At 64.6% G+C, this 15360-nt stretch carries 14 protein-coding genes and 1 pseudogene; 10 read left to right on the forward strand and 5 right to left on the reverse strand.

Features of this window, described 5'->3' with window-relative positions; genetic code table 11:
* Nucleotides 1-11 precede the first annotated feature (11 nt).
* The gene (gene cofH / locus ADT71_RS25455) at nucleotides 12-2345 is read left to right on the forward strand and encodes a 5-amino-6-(D-ribitylamino)uracil--L-tyrosine 4-hydroxyphenyl transferase CofH (protein ID WP_054441445.1); all 2334 of its coding nucleotides are present in this window, start codon (nucleotides 12-14) and stop codon (nucleotides 2343-2345) included.
* Nucleotides 2346-2394: 49 nt separating this feature from the next.
* Here the strand turns inward: cofH and ADT71_RS25460 are convergent, their stop codons facing one another.
* From ADT71_RS25460 to ADT71_RS25470, 4 genes are all read right to left on the reverse strand, one after another.
* Nucleotides 2395-2868: a VOC family protein gene (locus tag ADT71_RS25460; protein WP_054441447.1), complete on the reverse strand. Its 474-nt coding sequence runs from the start codon at nucleotides 2866-2868 to the stop codon at nucleotides 2395-2397.
* Nucleotides 2869-2981: 113 nt separating this feature from the next.
* The gene (locus ADT71_RS25465) at nucleotides 2982-3875 is read right to left on the reverse strand and encodes a sulfotransferase (RefSeq protein ID WP_231636186.1); all 894 of its coding nucleotides are present in this window, start codon (nucleotides 3873-3875) and stop codon (nucleotides 2982-2984) included.
* Between the two features lie 68 nt (nucleotides 3876-3943).
* The gene (locus tag ADT71_RS34500; protein WP_231636187.1) at nucleotides 3944-4162 is read right to left on the reverse strand and encodes a hypothetical protein; all 219 of its coding nucleotides are present in this window, start codon (nucleotides 4160-4162) and stop codon (nucleotides 3944-3946) included.
* Nucleotides 4163-4320: 158 nt separating this feature from the next.
* The gene (locus ADT71_RS25470; RefSeq protein ID WP_082370552.1) at nucleotides 4321-5217 is read right to left on the reverse strand and encodes a helix-turn-helix transcriptional regulator; all 897 of its coding nucleotides are present in this window, start codon (nucleotides 5215-5217) and stop codon (nucleotides 4321-4323) included.
* A 191-nt stretch (nucleotides 5218-5408) separates the two neighbouring features.
* Between ADT71_RS25470 and ADT71_RS25475 the strand changes: the two genes are divergently transcribed.
* From ADT71_RS25475 to ADT71_RS25485, 4 genes are all read left to right on the forward strand, one after another.
* A complete protein-coding gene (locus ADT71_RS25475; protein ID WP_054441719.1) occupies nucleotides 5409-6200 on the forward strand; it encodes an SDR family NAD(P)-dependent oxidoreductase in 792 nt (263 codons plus the stop codon).
* 112 nt (nucleotides 6201-6312) lie between these two features.
* Entirely contained in the window at nucleotides 6313-6399 is an 87-nt protein-coding gene (locus ADT71_RS36025; RefSeq protein ID WP_369818343.1) for a hypothetical protein, read from the forward strand.
* Nucleotides 6400-6447: 48 nt separating this feature from the next.
* On the forward strand, nucleotides 6448-7227 hold the full coding sequence (locus ADT71_RS25480; protein WP_231636188.1) for a zinc-binding dehydrogenase: 780 nt from the start codon (nucleotides 6448-6450) through the stop codon (nucleotides 7225-7227).
* Between the two features lies 1 nt (nucleotide 7228).
* The gene (locus ADT71_RS25485) at nucleotides 7229-8488 is read left to right on the forward strand and encodes an MBL fold metallo-hydrolase (protein WP_054441451.1); all 1260 of its coding nucleotides are present in this window, start codon (nucleotides 7229-7231) and stop codon (nucleotides 8486-8488) included.
* Between the two features lie 130 nt (nucleotides 8489-8618).
* Here ADT71_RS25485 and ADT71_RS25490 read toward each other — a convergent pair whose 3' ends face one another.
* On the reverse strand, nucleotides 8619-9716 hold the full coding sequence (locus ADT71_RS25490) for a helix-turn-helix transcriptional regulator (protein WP_054441453.1): 1098 nt from the start codon (nucleotides 9714-9716) through the stop codon (nucleotides 8619-8621).
* Nucleotides 9717-9797: 81 nt separating this feature from the next.
* On the opposite strand from ADT71_RS25490, the gene cysD reads away from it, so the two are divergent.
* The 5 genes and pseudogenes from cysD (at nucleotide 9798) to ADT71_RS25515 (ending at nucleotide 15298) form a co-directional block, all read left to right on the forward strand.
* Entirely contained in the window at nucleotides 9798-10724 is a 927-nt protein-coding gene (gene cysD / locus ADT71_RS25495; protein ID WP_082370553.1) for a sulfate adenylyltransferase subunit CysD, read from the forward strand.
* On the forward strand, nucleotides 10724-12682 hold the full coding sequence (gene cysN / locus ADT71_RS25500; RefSeq protein ID WP_054441454.1) for a sulfate adenylyltransferase subunit CysN: 1959 nt from the start codon (nucleotides 10724-10726) through the stop codon (nucleotides 12680-12682). Before cysD ends, cysN begins: the two co-directional genes overlap by 1 nt.
* A pseudogene (locus tag ADT71_RS25505) lies at nucleotides 12682-13423 on the forward strand (3'(2'),5'-bisphosphate nucleotidase CysQ). Before cysN ends, ADT71_RS25505 begins: the two are co-directional and overlap by 1 nt.
* 74 nt (nucleotides 13424-13497) lie before the next feature.
* Nucleotides 13498-14163, forward strand: a complete 666-nt coding sequence (locus ADT71_RS25510; RefSeq protein ID WP_054441457.1) for a TetR/AcrR family transcriptional regulator — start codon at nucleotides 13498-13500, stop codon at nucleotides 14161-14163.
* 151 nt (nucleotides 14164-14314) lie between these two features.
* A complete protein-coding gene (locus ADT71_RS25515; protein ID WP_054441459.1) occupies nucleotides 14315-15298 on the forward strand; it encodes an MDR family oxidoreductase in 984 nt (327 codons plus the stop codon).
* Nucleotides 15299-15360 lie beyond the last annotated feature (62 nt).

Below are 15360 nucleotides of genomic sequence, written 5' to 3' on the forward strand. Positions count from 1 at the left end.
AGGGTGAGCAGATGCAGGATGAAACCGCCCAATCGTCAGCGGATGAACTGAAGGCGTGGCTGCTGGCCGCACCGCTGGAAGAGGTCACCGCGCGGGCAAGAGCGCGGCGCGATGCGCGCGGGCCGGCACGGATGACGTATTCGCCCAAGGTGTTCATCCCCCTGACGCGCCTCTGCGCGGACGTCTGCCACTACTGCACTTTCGCGACCACGCCCTCGCGGCTTGAAGCGCCTTACCTGACGCCTGACGAAGTGCTGGCGATCGCCCGCGCCGGTGCCGCTTCGGGTTGCCGTGAGGCTTTGTTCACGCTGGGTGATGCCCCCGAACGCCGCTACGCCGCCGCGCGCGAATGGCTGGCCGAACGCGGGTTTGCCCGCACCGTCGACTATGTGCGGCACTGCGCCGAACTGGTGCTTGGGGAAACCGGGCTTCTGCCGCACGTCAATGCGGGGGTGTTGGAGCAGCAGGATTACGCGATGCTGCGCCCGGTCGCTGCGTCGGCAGGGCTTATGCTGGAAAGCATCTCGGAGCGGTTGCTGGAAAAGGGCATGTGTCACCACGGCTCGCCGGACAAGGTGCCGGCGCTTCGCCTCGCCTCGCTGGCGGCCGCCGGGGAGGCGAGGGTGCCGATGACCAGCGGCGTCTTGATCGGGATTGGCGAGACCGCCGAAGAGCGGCTCGACAGCCTTTTCGCACTGCGAGACCTGCACCGCGAGCATGGGCATCTGCAGGAAGTGATCGTCCAGAACTTCTGCCCGAAACCCGGTACGAAGATGGCGGAGGCGCCCGAAGCCACCGAAAACGATTTCCTGCGCGTAGTCGCCGCCGCGCGCCTTATCCTGCCTGACGAGGTATCGGTTCAGGCGCCGCCCAATCTCAACGATGATCGACTGGTAGAACTCATCGATGCAGGTATCGACGACTGGGGCGGTATCTCCCCTGTCACGCTCGATCATGTGAACCCGGAAGCGCCTTGGCCCGAAGTCGAGCGGCTGCGCGCGATCTGCGCGGGCAAGGGGCTGCCGCTGGTCGAGCGGCTGACGATCTATCCGCGTTTCATCACGACCGAAGAAAGTTCATGGATCGACCCGGCGATCCGTCCAGCCGTTCTGCGTCATGCCGATGCCGAAGGGCTGACGCGTGACAGCGTCTGGAGCCCAGGCCTTGCAGGCCAGCATGCGCCGGGCAACGTCCACGCGCCGCTGGGGCGCCAGCACGAAGGTCCGGTGGCCGCTTCCCTCCATCGTATCCTTGAGCGGGCGGCCAGCGGGGCGACGCTGGGCGAGGACGATATCGTGGCACTCTTCGCAACGCGGGGCGCTGCGGCGCAGGCCGTGGTCGACGCCGCGGATGCCTTGCGGGCCGAAGTCAGCGGCGAGACGGTAACCTATGTCGTCAACCGCAACATCAACTATACGAATATCTGCACGCACACCTGTTCGTTCTGCGCGTTTTCGAAAACCAGCAGCAAGGCCGGGTTCCGCGACAAGCCCTATAACCTCGATCTCGGCGAGATCGCCGGGCGTGCCCGCGAAGCCGTTGCACGCGGGGCGACCGAGGTGTGCCTCCAGGGCGGCATCCACCCCAGCTATACCGGAGATACCTACCTTTCGATCGTGCGCGCCGTGAAGGAGGCTTGCCCCGATCTGCACGTTCACGCCTTTTCACCGCTTGAGGTGAGCCAGGGCGCACGGACGCTGGGCATGCCGGTCGGGGATTACCTCGCCATGCTCAAGGATGCGGGGCTGGGCTCTCTGCCCGGCACGGCGGCGGAAATCCTGTGCGACGATATTCGCGAGCAGATCTGCCCCGGCAAGCTTACGACGCAGGAATGGCTAGACGTGGTCGGCAGTGCTCACCGCGTGGGTCTGCCCACGACCTCGACGGTGATGTTCGGCCACCTTGAAGGCACCGGGCACTGGGCTCGCCACTTGCTGGCCTTGCGCAATCTCCAGCTCGATACGGGCGGAATTACCGAGTTCGTGCCGCTGCCGCTCGTGCATATGGAGGCGCCGTTCTATCGACGCGGACAATGTCGTAAAGGGCCGACCTGGCGCGAGGCGGTGATGATGCATGCCGTGGCGCGGCTTGCGCTCAACGGTGCGATCAACTCGATCCAGTGCTCTTGGGTGAAGCTCGGGATGGACGGTGCCGCCGCCGTGCTTGCAGCGGGGGCCAACGACCTCGGCGGGGTGCTCATGGACGAAAGCATCAGCCGCGCGGCAGGCGCAGCGCACGGACAGGGCGTGACGATAGAGGAATTGCGCCAGGCTGCCGAAAGCGTGGGCCGGCGGTTGAGACAGCGCACGACGCTCTACGGCGAGGTTCCGCTGGAATTGGCCTGAAGACGGGAGGATCGGGGAGAGCGGCCGGCCGGCGCCCCCCGACCGCGTTTCACATGGCCTTGATCTGCTGCCACATGGCATCGGGCATCCAGGTATATTCGATGTAGTGCCCAACCACCTTGCGCGCATCGAGGTACAGGAACTTCAACCCATTGGGATCGTCGTTCGGTTGGCGTTCCATCGCCAGCGGAAGCGCCTGCGCATCCACGCGCGTGCGGAAGTCCGCCCAGTTGTCCACGCCAAAGCAGATGTGGTGAAAGCGCAAGGGGCCGCCGTTCGACAGGCAATTGGCGTAGATGCCTGCCTCGTCGATCTCATTTTCGATGAGTTCGATCTGGAGTTCGTCGACCCAGACGAAGCAGATGCGCCCCTTCTGGCGCTTGAGTCCGTGCGGGGTCAGCACTTGCTGGTCGACCGGGATGATCATCGGCTCGCGGGTAAGCCCCCGGCCACGGAACAGGTCGATCGCGGCTTCCAGATTGTCGCAGACATAGGCGTTTTGATAATGACGGCCTTCGAACATCGATCTCTCCCTGCCGGCTTGCCGCCGGCGAAGCGGTAATTTGCCCGTCATCCCCGCGGGCGCTGGATGCGCGTTAGCGGGGGTGACGGGCGACAGGAGCGGCGTGTGCTTTCTCAGCCTTCGCGCGCAACGTCATAGCGGGAAAGGTAGCGTTCGAAGAGCGGCTCAAGCTCCGCCTTCTCTATGCCGTACTGTGCGAGCTTGTATTCGTGCTTGCCGAACTTGTCCTGCGGGTTGTCGTTCACCCACTGCTGGATACCGGCCTCCGCCTCGGCGGTCCATTCGTCGCCAAGCTGCTGGTAGACCTTCTTCATCGTGCCGATCGGATCGGCGGTCATGTCGGCGTAGTGGACGTCGATCACCTTGTCCTCGCCGTGCTTGTCGCGGAAATCCATGATGCGGTTGGCGTGCTCGGCGGCCTGCCAGGTGTAGTTTTCCTTGAGCCACGCGGTGTCCGGCTTGCCCATGTGCGCCATGTGGCTGAGCGAGATGACCGAGCAGAGCGAGCCCGTTGCGGTGAAGGGATCGCGATGCGCCCAAAGGACCCGGGCATCGGGATAGACCTTGAAGATCGTCTCCAGCCACAGCGCGTGGCTGGGCTTCTTCACGTTCCACACGCCGCCCGCGTTCTGCTGAAGCACTTGCAGGAACTTCTTGTGGTATTCGTAGGCGCTGGTCATGTCGCAGGAGAAGATGAACTCCTTGTATTCCGGCAGCTTGCCCTTGGAATCGATCATCAGCGTCTTGAAGTCGTGCGCCATGAAGAACACGCACTCGTTCGGATAGACGGCCGAGCCGCGATAGTACTTGCCCATGGCCGGATTGGCTTCGAGCATAGCCTTTTCCTGCGCCAGACGCGCCTGTGCGCGTGGGTCGGTGGTCAGCAGGTCGGCCGAGGCGACCGGCGGCACCGGATCGTCGATTTCCCAGGTCAGCGGCGAACGGCGCGCAGGATCGGCAGCCAGCAGGTTCGAAAGCAGCGTGGTGCCGGTGCGGGGCACGCCCATTACGAAGACCGGCCGCTCGACCGGGCGGTCGAGAAGTTCGGGGTTCTGACGCAGGTAGTCCGAAATCTTCAGACGGCCGCGCAGATAGTGGAGCGTGTCGGCGGTCCCGCGCGCGATGCCGCCCTCTGTGTACTGCCGCGCGCGATCCCGGCGTTGAAGTCGTTCACGAAGACGTCGAAGCCTTCGCGCCAGGTGTCGTTGTCGAAGTCCCGGATGCCGGTGTCCTTCATCGCCTGTTCGACGAGAGCGTCGCCGACGAGCTTGTCCGCCGTGAGTTGCTCGGTCATTTCGTGATCCTCTTTCCCGTGTCTTTGAGTGGGCCGCTGCGGCGACCTCATGGGCACGAGTTAGCCTGCGCGCAGGGCCCATTGGCAATGCGGCAGACGCGTCAGATCGAGCCGTTATATCGAATCCCGGTCAAGACCCGTCCATGGGGACAGGAGCGTTATGCGGCAACGGAGTGCATCGATCCCAGCGCACGGCCTTGCCGCTGGCGGAAGGTGCTGGGACTGGCGCCGACGGCGCGCCGGAAGGCGAAAGTGAAGCTCGAAGGAGAGGAGAAACCCATGGCGAAAGCGACTGTCTTCACGCTGTCGCCGTCCATCAACATGCGCTTGGCGGCTTCCATCCGGCGCTGCTCGATATAGTCGCCGATCGAACAGGCACGGCTCACCCGGAAGCCGCGCGTGAGTTGGCGCACCGACAGCGAACAGAGGTCTGCCAACTCCTGAAGCGAAGGGGCGGCGAGGTCTCCGGCCAGCCGTTCCTCGATCAGCCTCAGCCGCCAGCCGGAAAGCCCCCCGGTCATCGGGCGCTCCGAGACTTCGAGGCCGTAGCGACCGAGTTCGATGGACAGTTCTCCGCCCAGCAGTTCGAGCATCCGGCGTGAAGCGAGGCCGGGGTGGCGCACTTCGGCGGTGATGCGGAACAGCAGCGCCCGCACTTGCGCACTGGCGATGTCGAGCGCGGCGGCGAGATGCGCATCGTCCCAGTTCAGCATCTGTCCGATGAACTCGTGGACCATGGCGGCGTCTATCGTGCAGACCAGCGAGGCCTGCCTGCCGCGTCCGCCGCGAATGTAGAGCGATTCGCCCGGTGGGATCGCGAAGATGTCACCCAGTCGCTCGAAACGGTGCGGGCCCCAGCGTTCGCGGTATCCGCCACGCGATTCGAGGGGGCGCGGGGTGAGGCACATGTTGACGTGATAGCCTTCGCCCAGGGCGTGGCGTGTGTCGGTCGGCTCGGGAATGTCGAAACGCACGATCTGTGCGCAGATGCCCGGTGCCGACAGTTCGGCGTCGACGATCATGGTAGGCAGGTGGGCTGCCTCGCTCGCTTGCATCGCATCGTTCTCCCCAGGGGCTTCGGGCCTCTTGTGAAAGGCGGGCCTGAATTATGTCCCTGATGCCAAGATAAGGCCCGAATTCTATTCCTGGCGGGGTTGCGGGACAAGCCGTGCACGGGAAACATCGCGCCAACGAAAGCGCGGGCGGACAAAGCCCGCGTAATGACAACGGGATCGAGGAGAGAATGATGGCCAAGGGCCTTTTCGACTGCACGGGTAAAGTGACGGTGGTGACCGGCGGCAACGGCGGCATCGGTTTCGGCTTTGCCATGGGCGTCGCGAAAATGGGCGGCGATCTCGCGATCTGGGCGCGCAATGCGGAAAAGAGCGCCAAGGCCAAGGCTGAACTGGAAGCGGCGGGCGCGGGCAGGGTGATCGCCTATCAGGTGGACGTTTCGGAAGAGGCGAACATTATCGCCGGCTACCAGCAGGTCATGGCGGATTTCGGCCGGGTCGACTGCGTCTTCGCCAATTCGGGCGCTTCGCCGCGTTACAATTCCGCGTTCGAGATGCCGACGGAGCATTGGCACGAATTCCAGAAGACCGCGCTGCACGGTGCCTTTTTCACCCTGCGCGAAGGCGCGCGGCTGATGAAGGAGCGAGTGGAAGCGGGTGATCAGAGCGGCGGCAGCCTTGTCGCCTGCGGTTCGCTGTCGCTGTTCCAGGGGCTGCCGGGCAAAATGGAATACGCCTCCTCCAAGGCGGCGATCGCCGCTGCGGTGCGGTGCCTTGCCATCGAACTGGCGCCGCTCGGCATCCGCGCCAACGTGGTCGCTCCGGGGCTCGTCATCACCCCGATGATGGGCGAGGGCGCGCGGGCCGATGCCGTTGCCGCGCACTTCGCCCCGACGATCCCGATGAAGCGCACCGGTTATCCGGCGGACTTCGAGGGCATCGGGGCCTACCTTTGCTCTGACGCCAGCTCGTTCATGACCGGCGAGACGGTCACGATCGACGGCGGCTACATGGTTCGCCCCTGAGCGACCGGGAGAGGAGACAGGCGATGGAACTGCTCAAGATTCACGGGGTCGGCGATGTACGCGTCGATGCTTACGAACGTCCGGCGCCGGGCCGAAGGACGTGGTCGTCAGGATGAAGTCGGTCGGTATCTGCGGATCGGACCTGTCCTACATCAAGATGGGCGGAATTCCGCGGCGTGGAGACTGCGCTCGGCCATGAAGGCGCGGGTGACGTGATCGAGGTCGGCGCGACGTCGCGGGAATTGCGGTGGGCGATCCGGTGATCGTCAATCCGATGATGACGCCCAGCAACATCGGCTCGGGCGGCCCGGAAGGCGCCTTCACGCAGGAACTGCTGGTGCGCGAGGCGCGGCTGGGCGATTCGATCCTGCCGATACCCGAGGGCATCTCGTATGACGTGGCCGCGATGTGCGAACCGCTGGCCGTCGCCATGCACGGGGTCAACCGTGCCGACGTGAAGCCCGGCGACAAGGTCGTGGTGTTCGGCTGCGGGCCGATCGGCCTTGGCATGTTGCTCTGGCTGATCGATCGCGGCGTGACCGACGTGGTGGCGCTCGATTTGTCCGAAGAGCGGCTGGAACGCGCGCGGGCACTGGGCGTGCAGGCGGCGCTCGATCCCAGCAAGGTCGATCTGCGCGCGGAACTGGCACGGCTTCACGGTGAAGTGCCGAGCTATGGCCGGGTGGGCGTGGGCACTGACGCCTTCATCGACGCGGCGGGCGCGCCCAACATCCTCACCGAAGTCATCATGATGGCCAAGCTTCATGCCAAGCTGGTCATCACGGCCGCCTATATGCGGCCCATCGAGTTCCCGGTCGGCCGCATGCTGACCAGCGAGATGACGATCACCACGGCGGTCGGCTATCCCACGGAAATGCCCGAGGTGATCGCTGCCATGCCGCGCCTGAAGAACAAGATCGCGGCGATGATCAGCCACAAGCTGCCATTCAGCGAGATCATGAAAGGCCTGGAAATCGCGGCGACACCGCAGTCCGCCAAAGTCATGATCGGCATCGAGGAGTCTTGAGATGAGCCCAAGTGCTGACAGTGTGAAGGACGCCGGGCCGAAGCTGGCAGGGCTCGTCCGCTCGGGCGACGAGCAGGCCGAAGCCATCGCGATCACCGATTTCGTGTTCCAGGCGAACGACATCTCGAACGCCTATCTCGTGACGACCGCCGAGGGCGATGTCCTGATCAACACCGGCTTCATGGACAATGCAGAGCGCACCAAGCGCCTGTTGACCCCGCCGCGCACCGGCCCGCTGGCCTTCATCATCCTTACCCAGAGCCATGCCGATCACTTCGGCGGCGTGCCGGAATTTCTGGAAGAGGGTACGCAAGTCGTTGGCGGGCCGGGCTTCAACGAAGCGCTTTCGGACATGATGCGTCTTCAGCCCTTTTTCGGACCGAGGAGCGGCAAGCTCTGGGGGTCGACGCTCAAGCGCGGCGGTTCGCCCAAGCCGGCGCCGGATGTGGTGCCCGATATCCTGGTCGACCGCCGTCTGACCATCGACCTGGGCGGGCGGACGTTCGAGCTGATCTCCACGCCCGAGGGGGAGACGATCGACTCGCTGACGGTCTGGATGCCTAAGGAGAAGATCGCCTTCACCGGCAATGTCTTCGGGCCGGTCTGGCTCTCTATGCCGTTCCTGAACACCCTGCGCGGAGACAAGCCGCGTCTGGTGCGCAATTACCTGAAGTCGCTGGAGACGATCCGCGACCTCGGTGCCGAGATCATCGTCACCGGGCACGGCGAGGCCATTCGCGGGGCCGAGCGCATCCGCGCCGATCTCGACAAGTTGCACGCCGCAGTCAGCCATGTGCGCGACTACACGCTGGAAGGCATGAAGGCGGGCAAGGACGTGCACACCCTGATGCGCGAATTCGCCTGGCCAGAGGGGTTGGAGATCGGCGAATTCCACGGCAAGGCCGCCTGGGCGGTCAAGTCGATCTGGCGCGAGTATTCGGGCTGGCTGCACTATGAGGACGGCACCACCGCTCTCTACGGCGTGCCGCGGTCCAGCGTCGATGCCGATCTGGTCGAACTTGCTGGCGGCGCGGCCAGGCTGGCCGAACGGGCGCTGGCGAAGCTGGATGCGGGCGCTCCGCTGGAAGCCGTGCACCTGACCGACATAGCCCTCAGTGCCGAGCCGGACAATGCGGGGGTGCTTACTGTGCGCAAGGCGGCGCATGAGGCGCTGCTGGCGGCTTCTGGCGGCAAGAACCTGTCCGAAACGATGTGGCTGCGTTCGGAGATCGCGGCAATGGAGGCCAGGCTAGGCGATTGATCGGGCGGGAGTTTCAGGGGCGCTGTTTCTCCTCAGAGCGGCGCGAGGCGGCCCTGGATTGCTTCGCTGCACTCGCATGACGATGAATGTGGGGCACTTGAGACCTTCGCCTCAAGACACCTGACAGGCCTCACCCCATCACTGCGCTGCTCTCATAGACCAGCCGCACCAGTTCCGCTTGTCCGCGCACGCCCAGCTTGGCGTAGAGCCGCTTGGAATAGTTGCGCGCGGTTTCAAGCGTCAGATTCATCCGCTCCGCCGCTTCGGCGATGGAGTGGCCGCCCGCCAGCGCCATGGCCAGTTCCGCTTCGCGTCGGGGCAGGTCGAAAATCTCGGCCAGCCGTTCGGGGCCATGCTCCGAATGCGGTTGGGGCAGGGTGCAGAGCGCCACCAGCGCGGGAGCCGCGAGTGCCTCGGTATTTTCGGCCGGCATCAGCAGCGCTTCGACATGCGGCTTTTCCCGCAGCAGCAGTGGCCGCGCCTGCGCCAAGCGATCATGCGCCATCTCGGTCGCCGCTGCCGCGAGCCTGCGTTCGGCGGCAAGGTCGAGCCCGAGCACACGCTCGCCGGGGCGCAACACGGCGCCGCAATGCCGCTGCCAGAATTCGGTAAGCGCCGGATCGGCCGCCAGTACGCGCGCTTCCGCATCGAGCAGCATCCAGCCCTTTCCGGTTCGCTCCAGCCCCATGGCGTTGATCCGGGCCGCGAGCCGGTCACGGTCCATGGAAACGAGATTCTCCACGGCGATCGCCACATAAGGCGCGAGGTTGGAAAGCAGTGCGCCGTCGGCTGCGGAGCAATCGCGCGCGCGGGCCATCAGCAGCCAGGCGCTATAGTGTTCGCCGCCGGCGATCCGCACCACCCGTTCGTCGCCGATGCCCAGTTTGGCCATGCGCCGGTTGCGATCGGCCCGTGCTGCCGGGTCGTGATCGATCATTTCGCCTATCGAATAGACCCGGCCCGGCCTCAGGCTGTCATAGAGGTAGCGGTCGAGATCGAATGGGCCCTGCAACTGCGATTCGCGGGCGCGTTTGCGCAGGTCGATTCCGGCGTAGCTGTCGACGATTGCGGCGTGCGGACCATCGCCCATGCGAAGGATCAGGCTGACGTAATCGGCTTGGGTGCGCCGGCGCACTCTTTCCAGAAATGTCGAAAAGCGCGGATTTTCGGCATTTCCCTGAAAGAGCGGGATCAGGAGATCGGTCTCGTCGTTGCTGGTAAGGGCCATGCCCTCCCATATGGGAGTTCGCGCGAATGTCATCCCTGCGATTCGGAATCGGGACAGTTTGAAACCCAGCCAACAGGGCACATGCCCAGGGCAGAGGAAGACCTGATGAAAACACTCACGCATCTGGAGCGTCTCGAAGCCGAGAGCATCCACATCATCCGCGAAGTCGTCGCCGAGGCCGAAAAGCCGGTGATGCTTTATTCGGTGGGCAAGGACAGCGCGGTGATGCTGCACCTTGCCCGCAAGGCCTTCTATCCCTCGCCGCCGCCGTTCCCGCTGCTCCACGTCGACACGACCTGGAAGTTCAAGGCGATGTACGAGCTGCGCGACAAGATGGCGCGTGAAAGCGGTATGGAACTGCTGGTCTACCAGAACCCCGAAGCGGCCGAGAAGGGCATCAATCCCTTCGACCACGGCGCGCTCCACACCGACATGTGGAAGACGGAAGGTCTGAAGCAGGCGCTCGACAAGTACGGCTTCGACGCGGCCTTCGGCGGCGCCCGTCGCGACGAGGAGAAGAGCCGCGCCAAGGAGCGTATCTTCTCGTTCCGCACGTCCTCGCACGGCTGGGACCCGAAGAACCAGCGCCCGGAACTGTGGAACCTCTACAATGCCCGCAAGGCGCGTGGCGAATCGATCCGCGTTTTCCCGATCTCCAACTGGACCGAGCTGGATATCTGGCAGTACATCCACCTCAACGACATTCCGATCGTGCCGCTCTACTTCGCGGACAAGCGCCCCACGGTGGAGCGTGACGGGATGCTGCTGATGGTCGATGACGAGCGCTTCCCGCTCCAGCCCGGCGAGGTTCCGGTCGAACGCTCGATCCGCTTCCGCACGCTCGGCTGCTATCCGCTGACCGGCGCGGTGGAGAGCGAGGCGAAGACGCTTCCCGAAGTGATCCAGGAAACGCTCCTCACCACCACCTCGGAGCGGCAGGGCCGCGCCATCGACAAGGACGCCGGCGGTGCCGGCATGGAAGTCAAGAAGCAGCAGGGGTACTTCTGATGGGACAGAGCGACACTGAAACGGTGCAGAACGCCACCAAGGAAGCCGTCTACGTCACCGACCAGCTGATTGCGGACGATATCGACGCTTACCTCGTCCAGCACGAGCACAAGACGATGCTCCGCTTCATCACGTGCGGCAGCGTTGATGACGGCAAGTCCACCTTGATCGGGCGCCTGCTTTACGATTCGAAGATGATCTTCGAGGATCAGCTGGACGCGCTCCAGTCGGATTCCAAGAAGGTCGGCACGCAGGGGCAGGAGATCGACTTCGCGCTGCTGGTCGACGGTCTTGCCGCAGAGCGTGAGCAGGGCATCACCATCGACGTGGCCTATCGCTTCTTCAACACCGAGAAGCGCAAGTTCATCGTTGCCGACTGCCCGGGCCACGAACAGTACACCCGCAACATGGTCACCGGCGCCTCCACCGCTGACCTTGCGGTGATCCTGATCGATGCGCGCAAGGGCGTGCTGGTGCAGACGCGCCGCCACTCGTACCTGTGCCACCTGATCGGCATCAAGAACATCGTCCTTGCGGTCAACAAGATGGACCTCGTGGACTACAGCCAGGAAGTCTTCGACAAGATCCTGGCGGACTATACCGAGTTCGCGCAGTCGATCGGGATCGAGAGCTTCACCGCGCTGCCGATCTCGGGCTTCAAGGGCGACAACATCACCACGCTGTCGGACAAGACCCCGTGGTACAAGGCGCCGCAGTATGCGGGCATTCCGCTGGTCGAGCATCTCGAAACCGTCGAAGTGCTGTCCTCGGTCGATGCCGACAAGCCGCTGCGCCTGCCGGTGCAGTGGGTGAACCGTCCCAACCTCGACTTCCGCGGATTCTCTGGCCTGATCGCCACGGGTTCGGTCAAGCCGGGCGACAAGATCCGCGTCCTGCCCTCGGGCAAGACCAGCTCGGTCACCCGCGTCGTCACTTATGACGGCGATCTCGACGAAGCGGTGGCCGGTCAGTCCGTCACCGTCTGCTTCGCGGACGAGATCGACTGTTCGCGCGGATCGGTGATCTCCATAGCCGACAATCCCCCGCAGAGCGCCGACCAGTTCGAGGCGACTTTCGTGTGGATGGCCGACGAGGCCATGGTTCCGGGGCGTGCCTACTGGCTCAAGCTCGGCACGCAGATGGTCTCGGCAACGGTTCAGGAGCCGAAGTACGAAGTCAACGTCAACACGATGGAGAAGCTGGCGGCCAAGACGCTGGAGCTGAACTCGATCGGCGTGGCGGAACTGACCACCGACAAGCAGCTGGTGTTCGAGGCCTATGCCGACAACCGCACGCTGGGCGGCTTCATCCTGATCGACAAGATGACCAACGCCACGGTGGCGGCGGGCATGATCCACTTCTCGCTGCGCCGTTCGCAGAACGTGCACTGGCAGGCCGTGGACATCGACCGCAAGCAGCATGCGGGCCTGAAGAACCAGCGCCCGGCAGTGCTGTGGTTCACCGGCCTTTCGGGCTCCGGCAAGTCGACCATCGCCAACCTCGTCGAGAAGAAGCTGCACCGGATGAACCGGCACACCTTCCTGCTCGATGGCGATAACGTGCGCCATGGCCTGAACAAGGACCTGGGCTTCACCGAGGCCGACCGCATCGAGAATATCCGCCGCGTGGGCGAAGTCTCGAAGCTGATGACCGACGCGGGCCTGATCGTCATCACCGCTTTCATCTCGCCGTTCCAGGCGGATCGCGAGATGGTGCGGGCAATGTTGCCCGAAGGCGAGTTCTTCGAAGTGTTCATCGACACACCGCTGAAGGTGGCCGAGGCGCGCGACGTCAAGGGTCTCTACAAGAAGGCGCGTTCGGGCGAGCTGAAGAACTTCACCGGCATCGACAGCCCCTACGAGGCGCCGCGCAATCCGGAAATCCGCATCGACACCACGGCGATCTCGCCGGAAGATGCGGCCAACCTGATCGTCGACACCCTGCTGGGAGACGCCTGATGACGGTGGCCAACGACGGCGATCTCGCCGCGCATCTGGCGCAAGTGGCGGGGAAGATCCTGCTCGACGTGCGGGCTTCCGGCCTGTTCGAAGGCAAGTCGCTGGGCAAGGCGGGGGACCAGACCGCCAACCAGTTCCTCTGCCACGCCCTTCGCGAGCAGCGGCCCGAGGACGGGCTGCTCTCCGAAGAGGAGAAGGACAATGCCGAGCGCCTGAGCAAGGAGCGGGTGTGGATCGTCGATCCGGTCGACGGCACCCGCGAATATGGCGAGGAGCGCGCCGACTGGGCGGTTCATGTCGGCATGGCGGTGGACGGCGTGCCGGTGCTGGGCGCGGTGGCGCTGCCGGGCGCAGGGGTGGTCCTGCGTTCGGATCAGCCGGGTGAGATCCCTGCGGCGCCGGAAGTGCTCCGCATGGTCGTCAGCCGCACGCGTCCCGCCAGGGAAGCGACCGGCGTGGCCGAAGCCCATCGGCGCCGAACTGGTGCCGATGGGTTCGGCCGGAGCCAAGGCCATGGCGATCCTGCGCGGGGAGGCGGATATCTATCTGCACTCCGGCGGTCAGTACGAATGGGATAGCTGCGCGCCGGCGGCCGTTGCACGGGGCTGGGGCCTGCATGTCTCGCGCATCGACGGCAGCCCGCTGGTCTACAATCAGGAGGACGTCTATATGCCGGACCTGCTGATCTGCCGCAAGGAACACGCGGCGCTGGTGCTGGAGAAGGTCAAGGACTTCCTCTGAGGACAAGCTGATCAACATTGTCGTTTAGTAGTGTCGCCGCTATGCTCGCCCGTTCAACAGCAGAAGGGGTGAGCATGGAGGCGAGAGTACGAAGGACGCGCGACCCGGTCGCCACGCGCGGGGCTATTCTCGACGCCGCGGCAAACCTGCTGGCCAAGGATGGGCCCGAGGGCGTCAGTCTCTCTGCCGTGGCCCATCTTGCAGCGGTCAACCGCGGGACGGCATACCAGCATTTCGAAACGCGCGAGAAACTGGTCGAGGCGACCATTCAATGGGTGTCTGACAAGCTGTTCCGCGCCGTTTTCGGTGATCCTGAAACGATCGGCGAACGGCGGGTGGAGGAAGTCGATCCCGTGGCGCTTACGGATCGACTGGCCGATTTCGCGATGGATAACCCGGATATCTGCCGCGTCTGGCTTCAGCAGGTGCTGGCCTCGCCGGACCCGAGCCAGGACCCGTTCTGGCGTGAGTATTGCGGCTCGCTGGGCCGTTTCGCCGCCACCGATCTCGCCGAGCCGGGAATCGATTTCGAGGTGTTCTCGGTGGTGAATCTGGCAGGCGTGTTCTTCTGGCCGATCCTGGCGCGCTCGAGTGCGGGCGGGGAAGCCGAACGGCGCGAGCTTTCACGTCGCTATTCCCGCGAAATTCTGCGACTTTCGATGTATGGTGCGATGCGTTCGCGTGCCTTTCCCAAGGTTGCCGATCTGCTGGCCGCGCAAGGGGTGTCGGCCGGTTCGTGAGACCATGATACCCTGCCCGTGATGTGACTTCGCCAAGGCGATGCCATGCCCTGGCGGCATTGACGCAGGGCGGCATTTTCCCTTTCAGCTTGGACCTGAAACGTCGCAGGGGCCGCCATGCATGGCCGCCCGGACTGACAGGGAGTTTGCCATGTTTTCCGCTATCGTGATCGACAAGAACGATGAGGGCCAGACCGTCACTCTGCAGCAGCTCGACGAAGCTTCGCTGCCCGAAGGTGACGTGACGATCGACGTTGCATTCTCGACGCTCAACTTCAAGGACGGCCTTGCCGTCACCGGCGCTTCGCCTGTCGTGCGCAAGTTCCCGATGGTGCCGGGCATCGATCTGGTCGGCACCGTATCCGATAGCAGCCACGCCGATTGGAAGGCCGGTGACACCGTCGTGCTCAACGGCTGGGGCGTTGGCGAAGGGCACTGGGGCGGGCTCGCGCAGAAGGCCCGCCTGAAGGGCGACTGGCTGGTTCCGCTGCCTTCGGCATTCACGCCGGCGCAGGCCATGGCGATCGGCACGGCCGGCTATACCGCTGCGCTTTGCGTGGATGCATTGGTGGACTGGGGCGTGACGCCCGATCAGGGCGAAGTGCTTGTCACCGGCGCCACCGGCGGCGTGGGCTCGGTTGCCATCGCCATCCTCAAGAAGCTCGGCTTCTCGGTTGCAGCGCTGACCGGCAAGGCGGCAGAGGCCGACTATCTCAAGGCACTCGGCGCCGAAACGATCATCGACCGTGCGGAACTCGCCGAAAAGGGCAAGCCGCTCCAGCGCGAGCGCTGGGCTGGTGTGATCGACACTGCCGGCAGCCACACGCTGGCCAATGCCTGCGCGCAGACGAAGTACGGCGGCGCGGTTGCCGCTTGCGGCCTGGCGCAGGGCTTCGACCTGCCGGCGACCGTCATGCCCTTCATCCTGCGCGGCGTTGCGCTGCTGGGGATCGACAGCGTGATGGCGCCCAAGGCCAAGCGCCTCAAGGCATGGGATCGCCTCGCCAAGGATCTCGACCCTTCCGCGCTCGAAACCATCGGCCAGACCATTGCCCTGGGCGACGCCATCGAGGCTGCGAAGAAGTTCATGTCCGGTGAGGTCAAGGGCCGTTACATCGTCGACGTGAACGCCTGACGCAGCCCGGAACGCGCGGTTGAGGGAACCGGCCGCCGTTCCGACCTTCATGGGAGAAGGAA

Origin of the sequence: Novosphingobium sp. ST904 (assembly GCF_001298105.1) — a bacterium.
Classification (GTDB): Bacteria; Pseudomonadota; Alphaproteobacteria; order Sphingomonadales; family Sphingomonadaceae; genus Novosphingobium.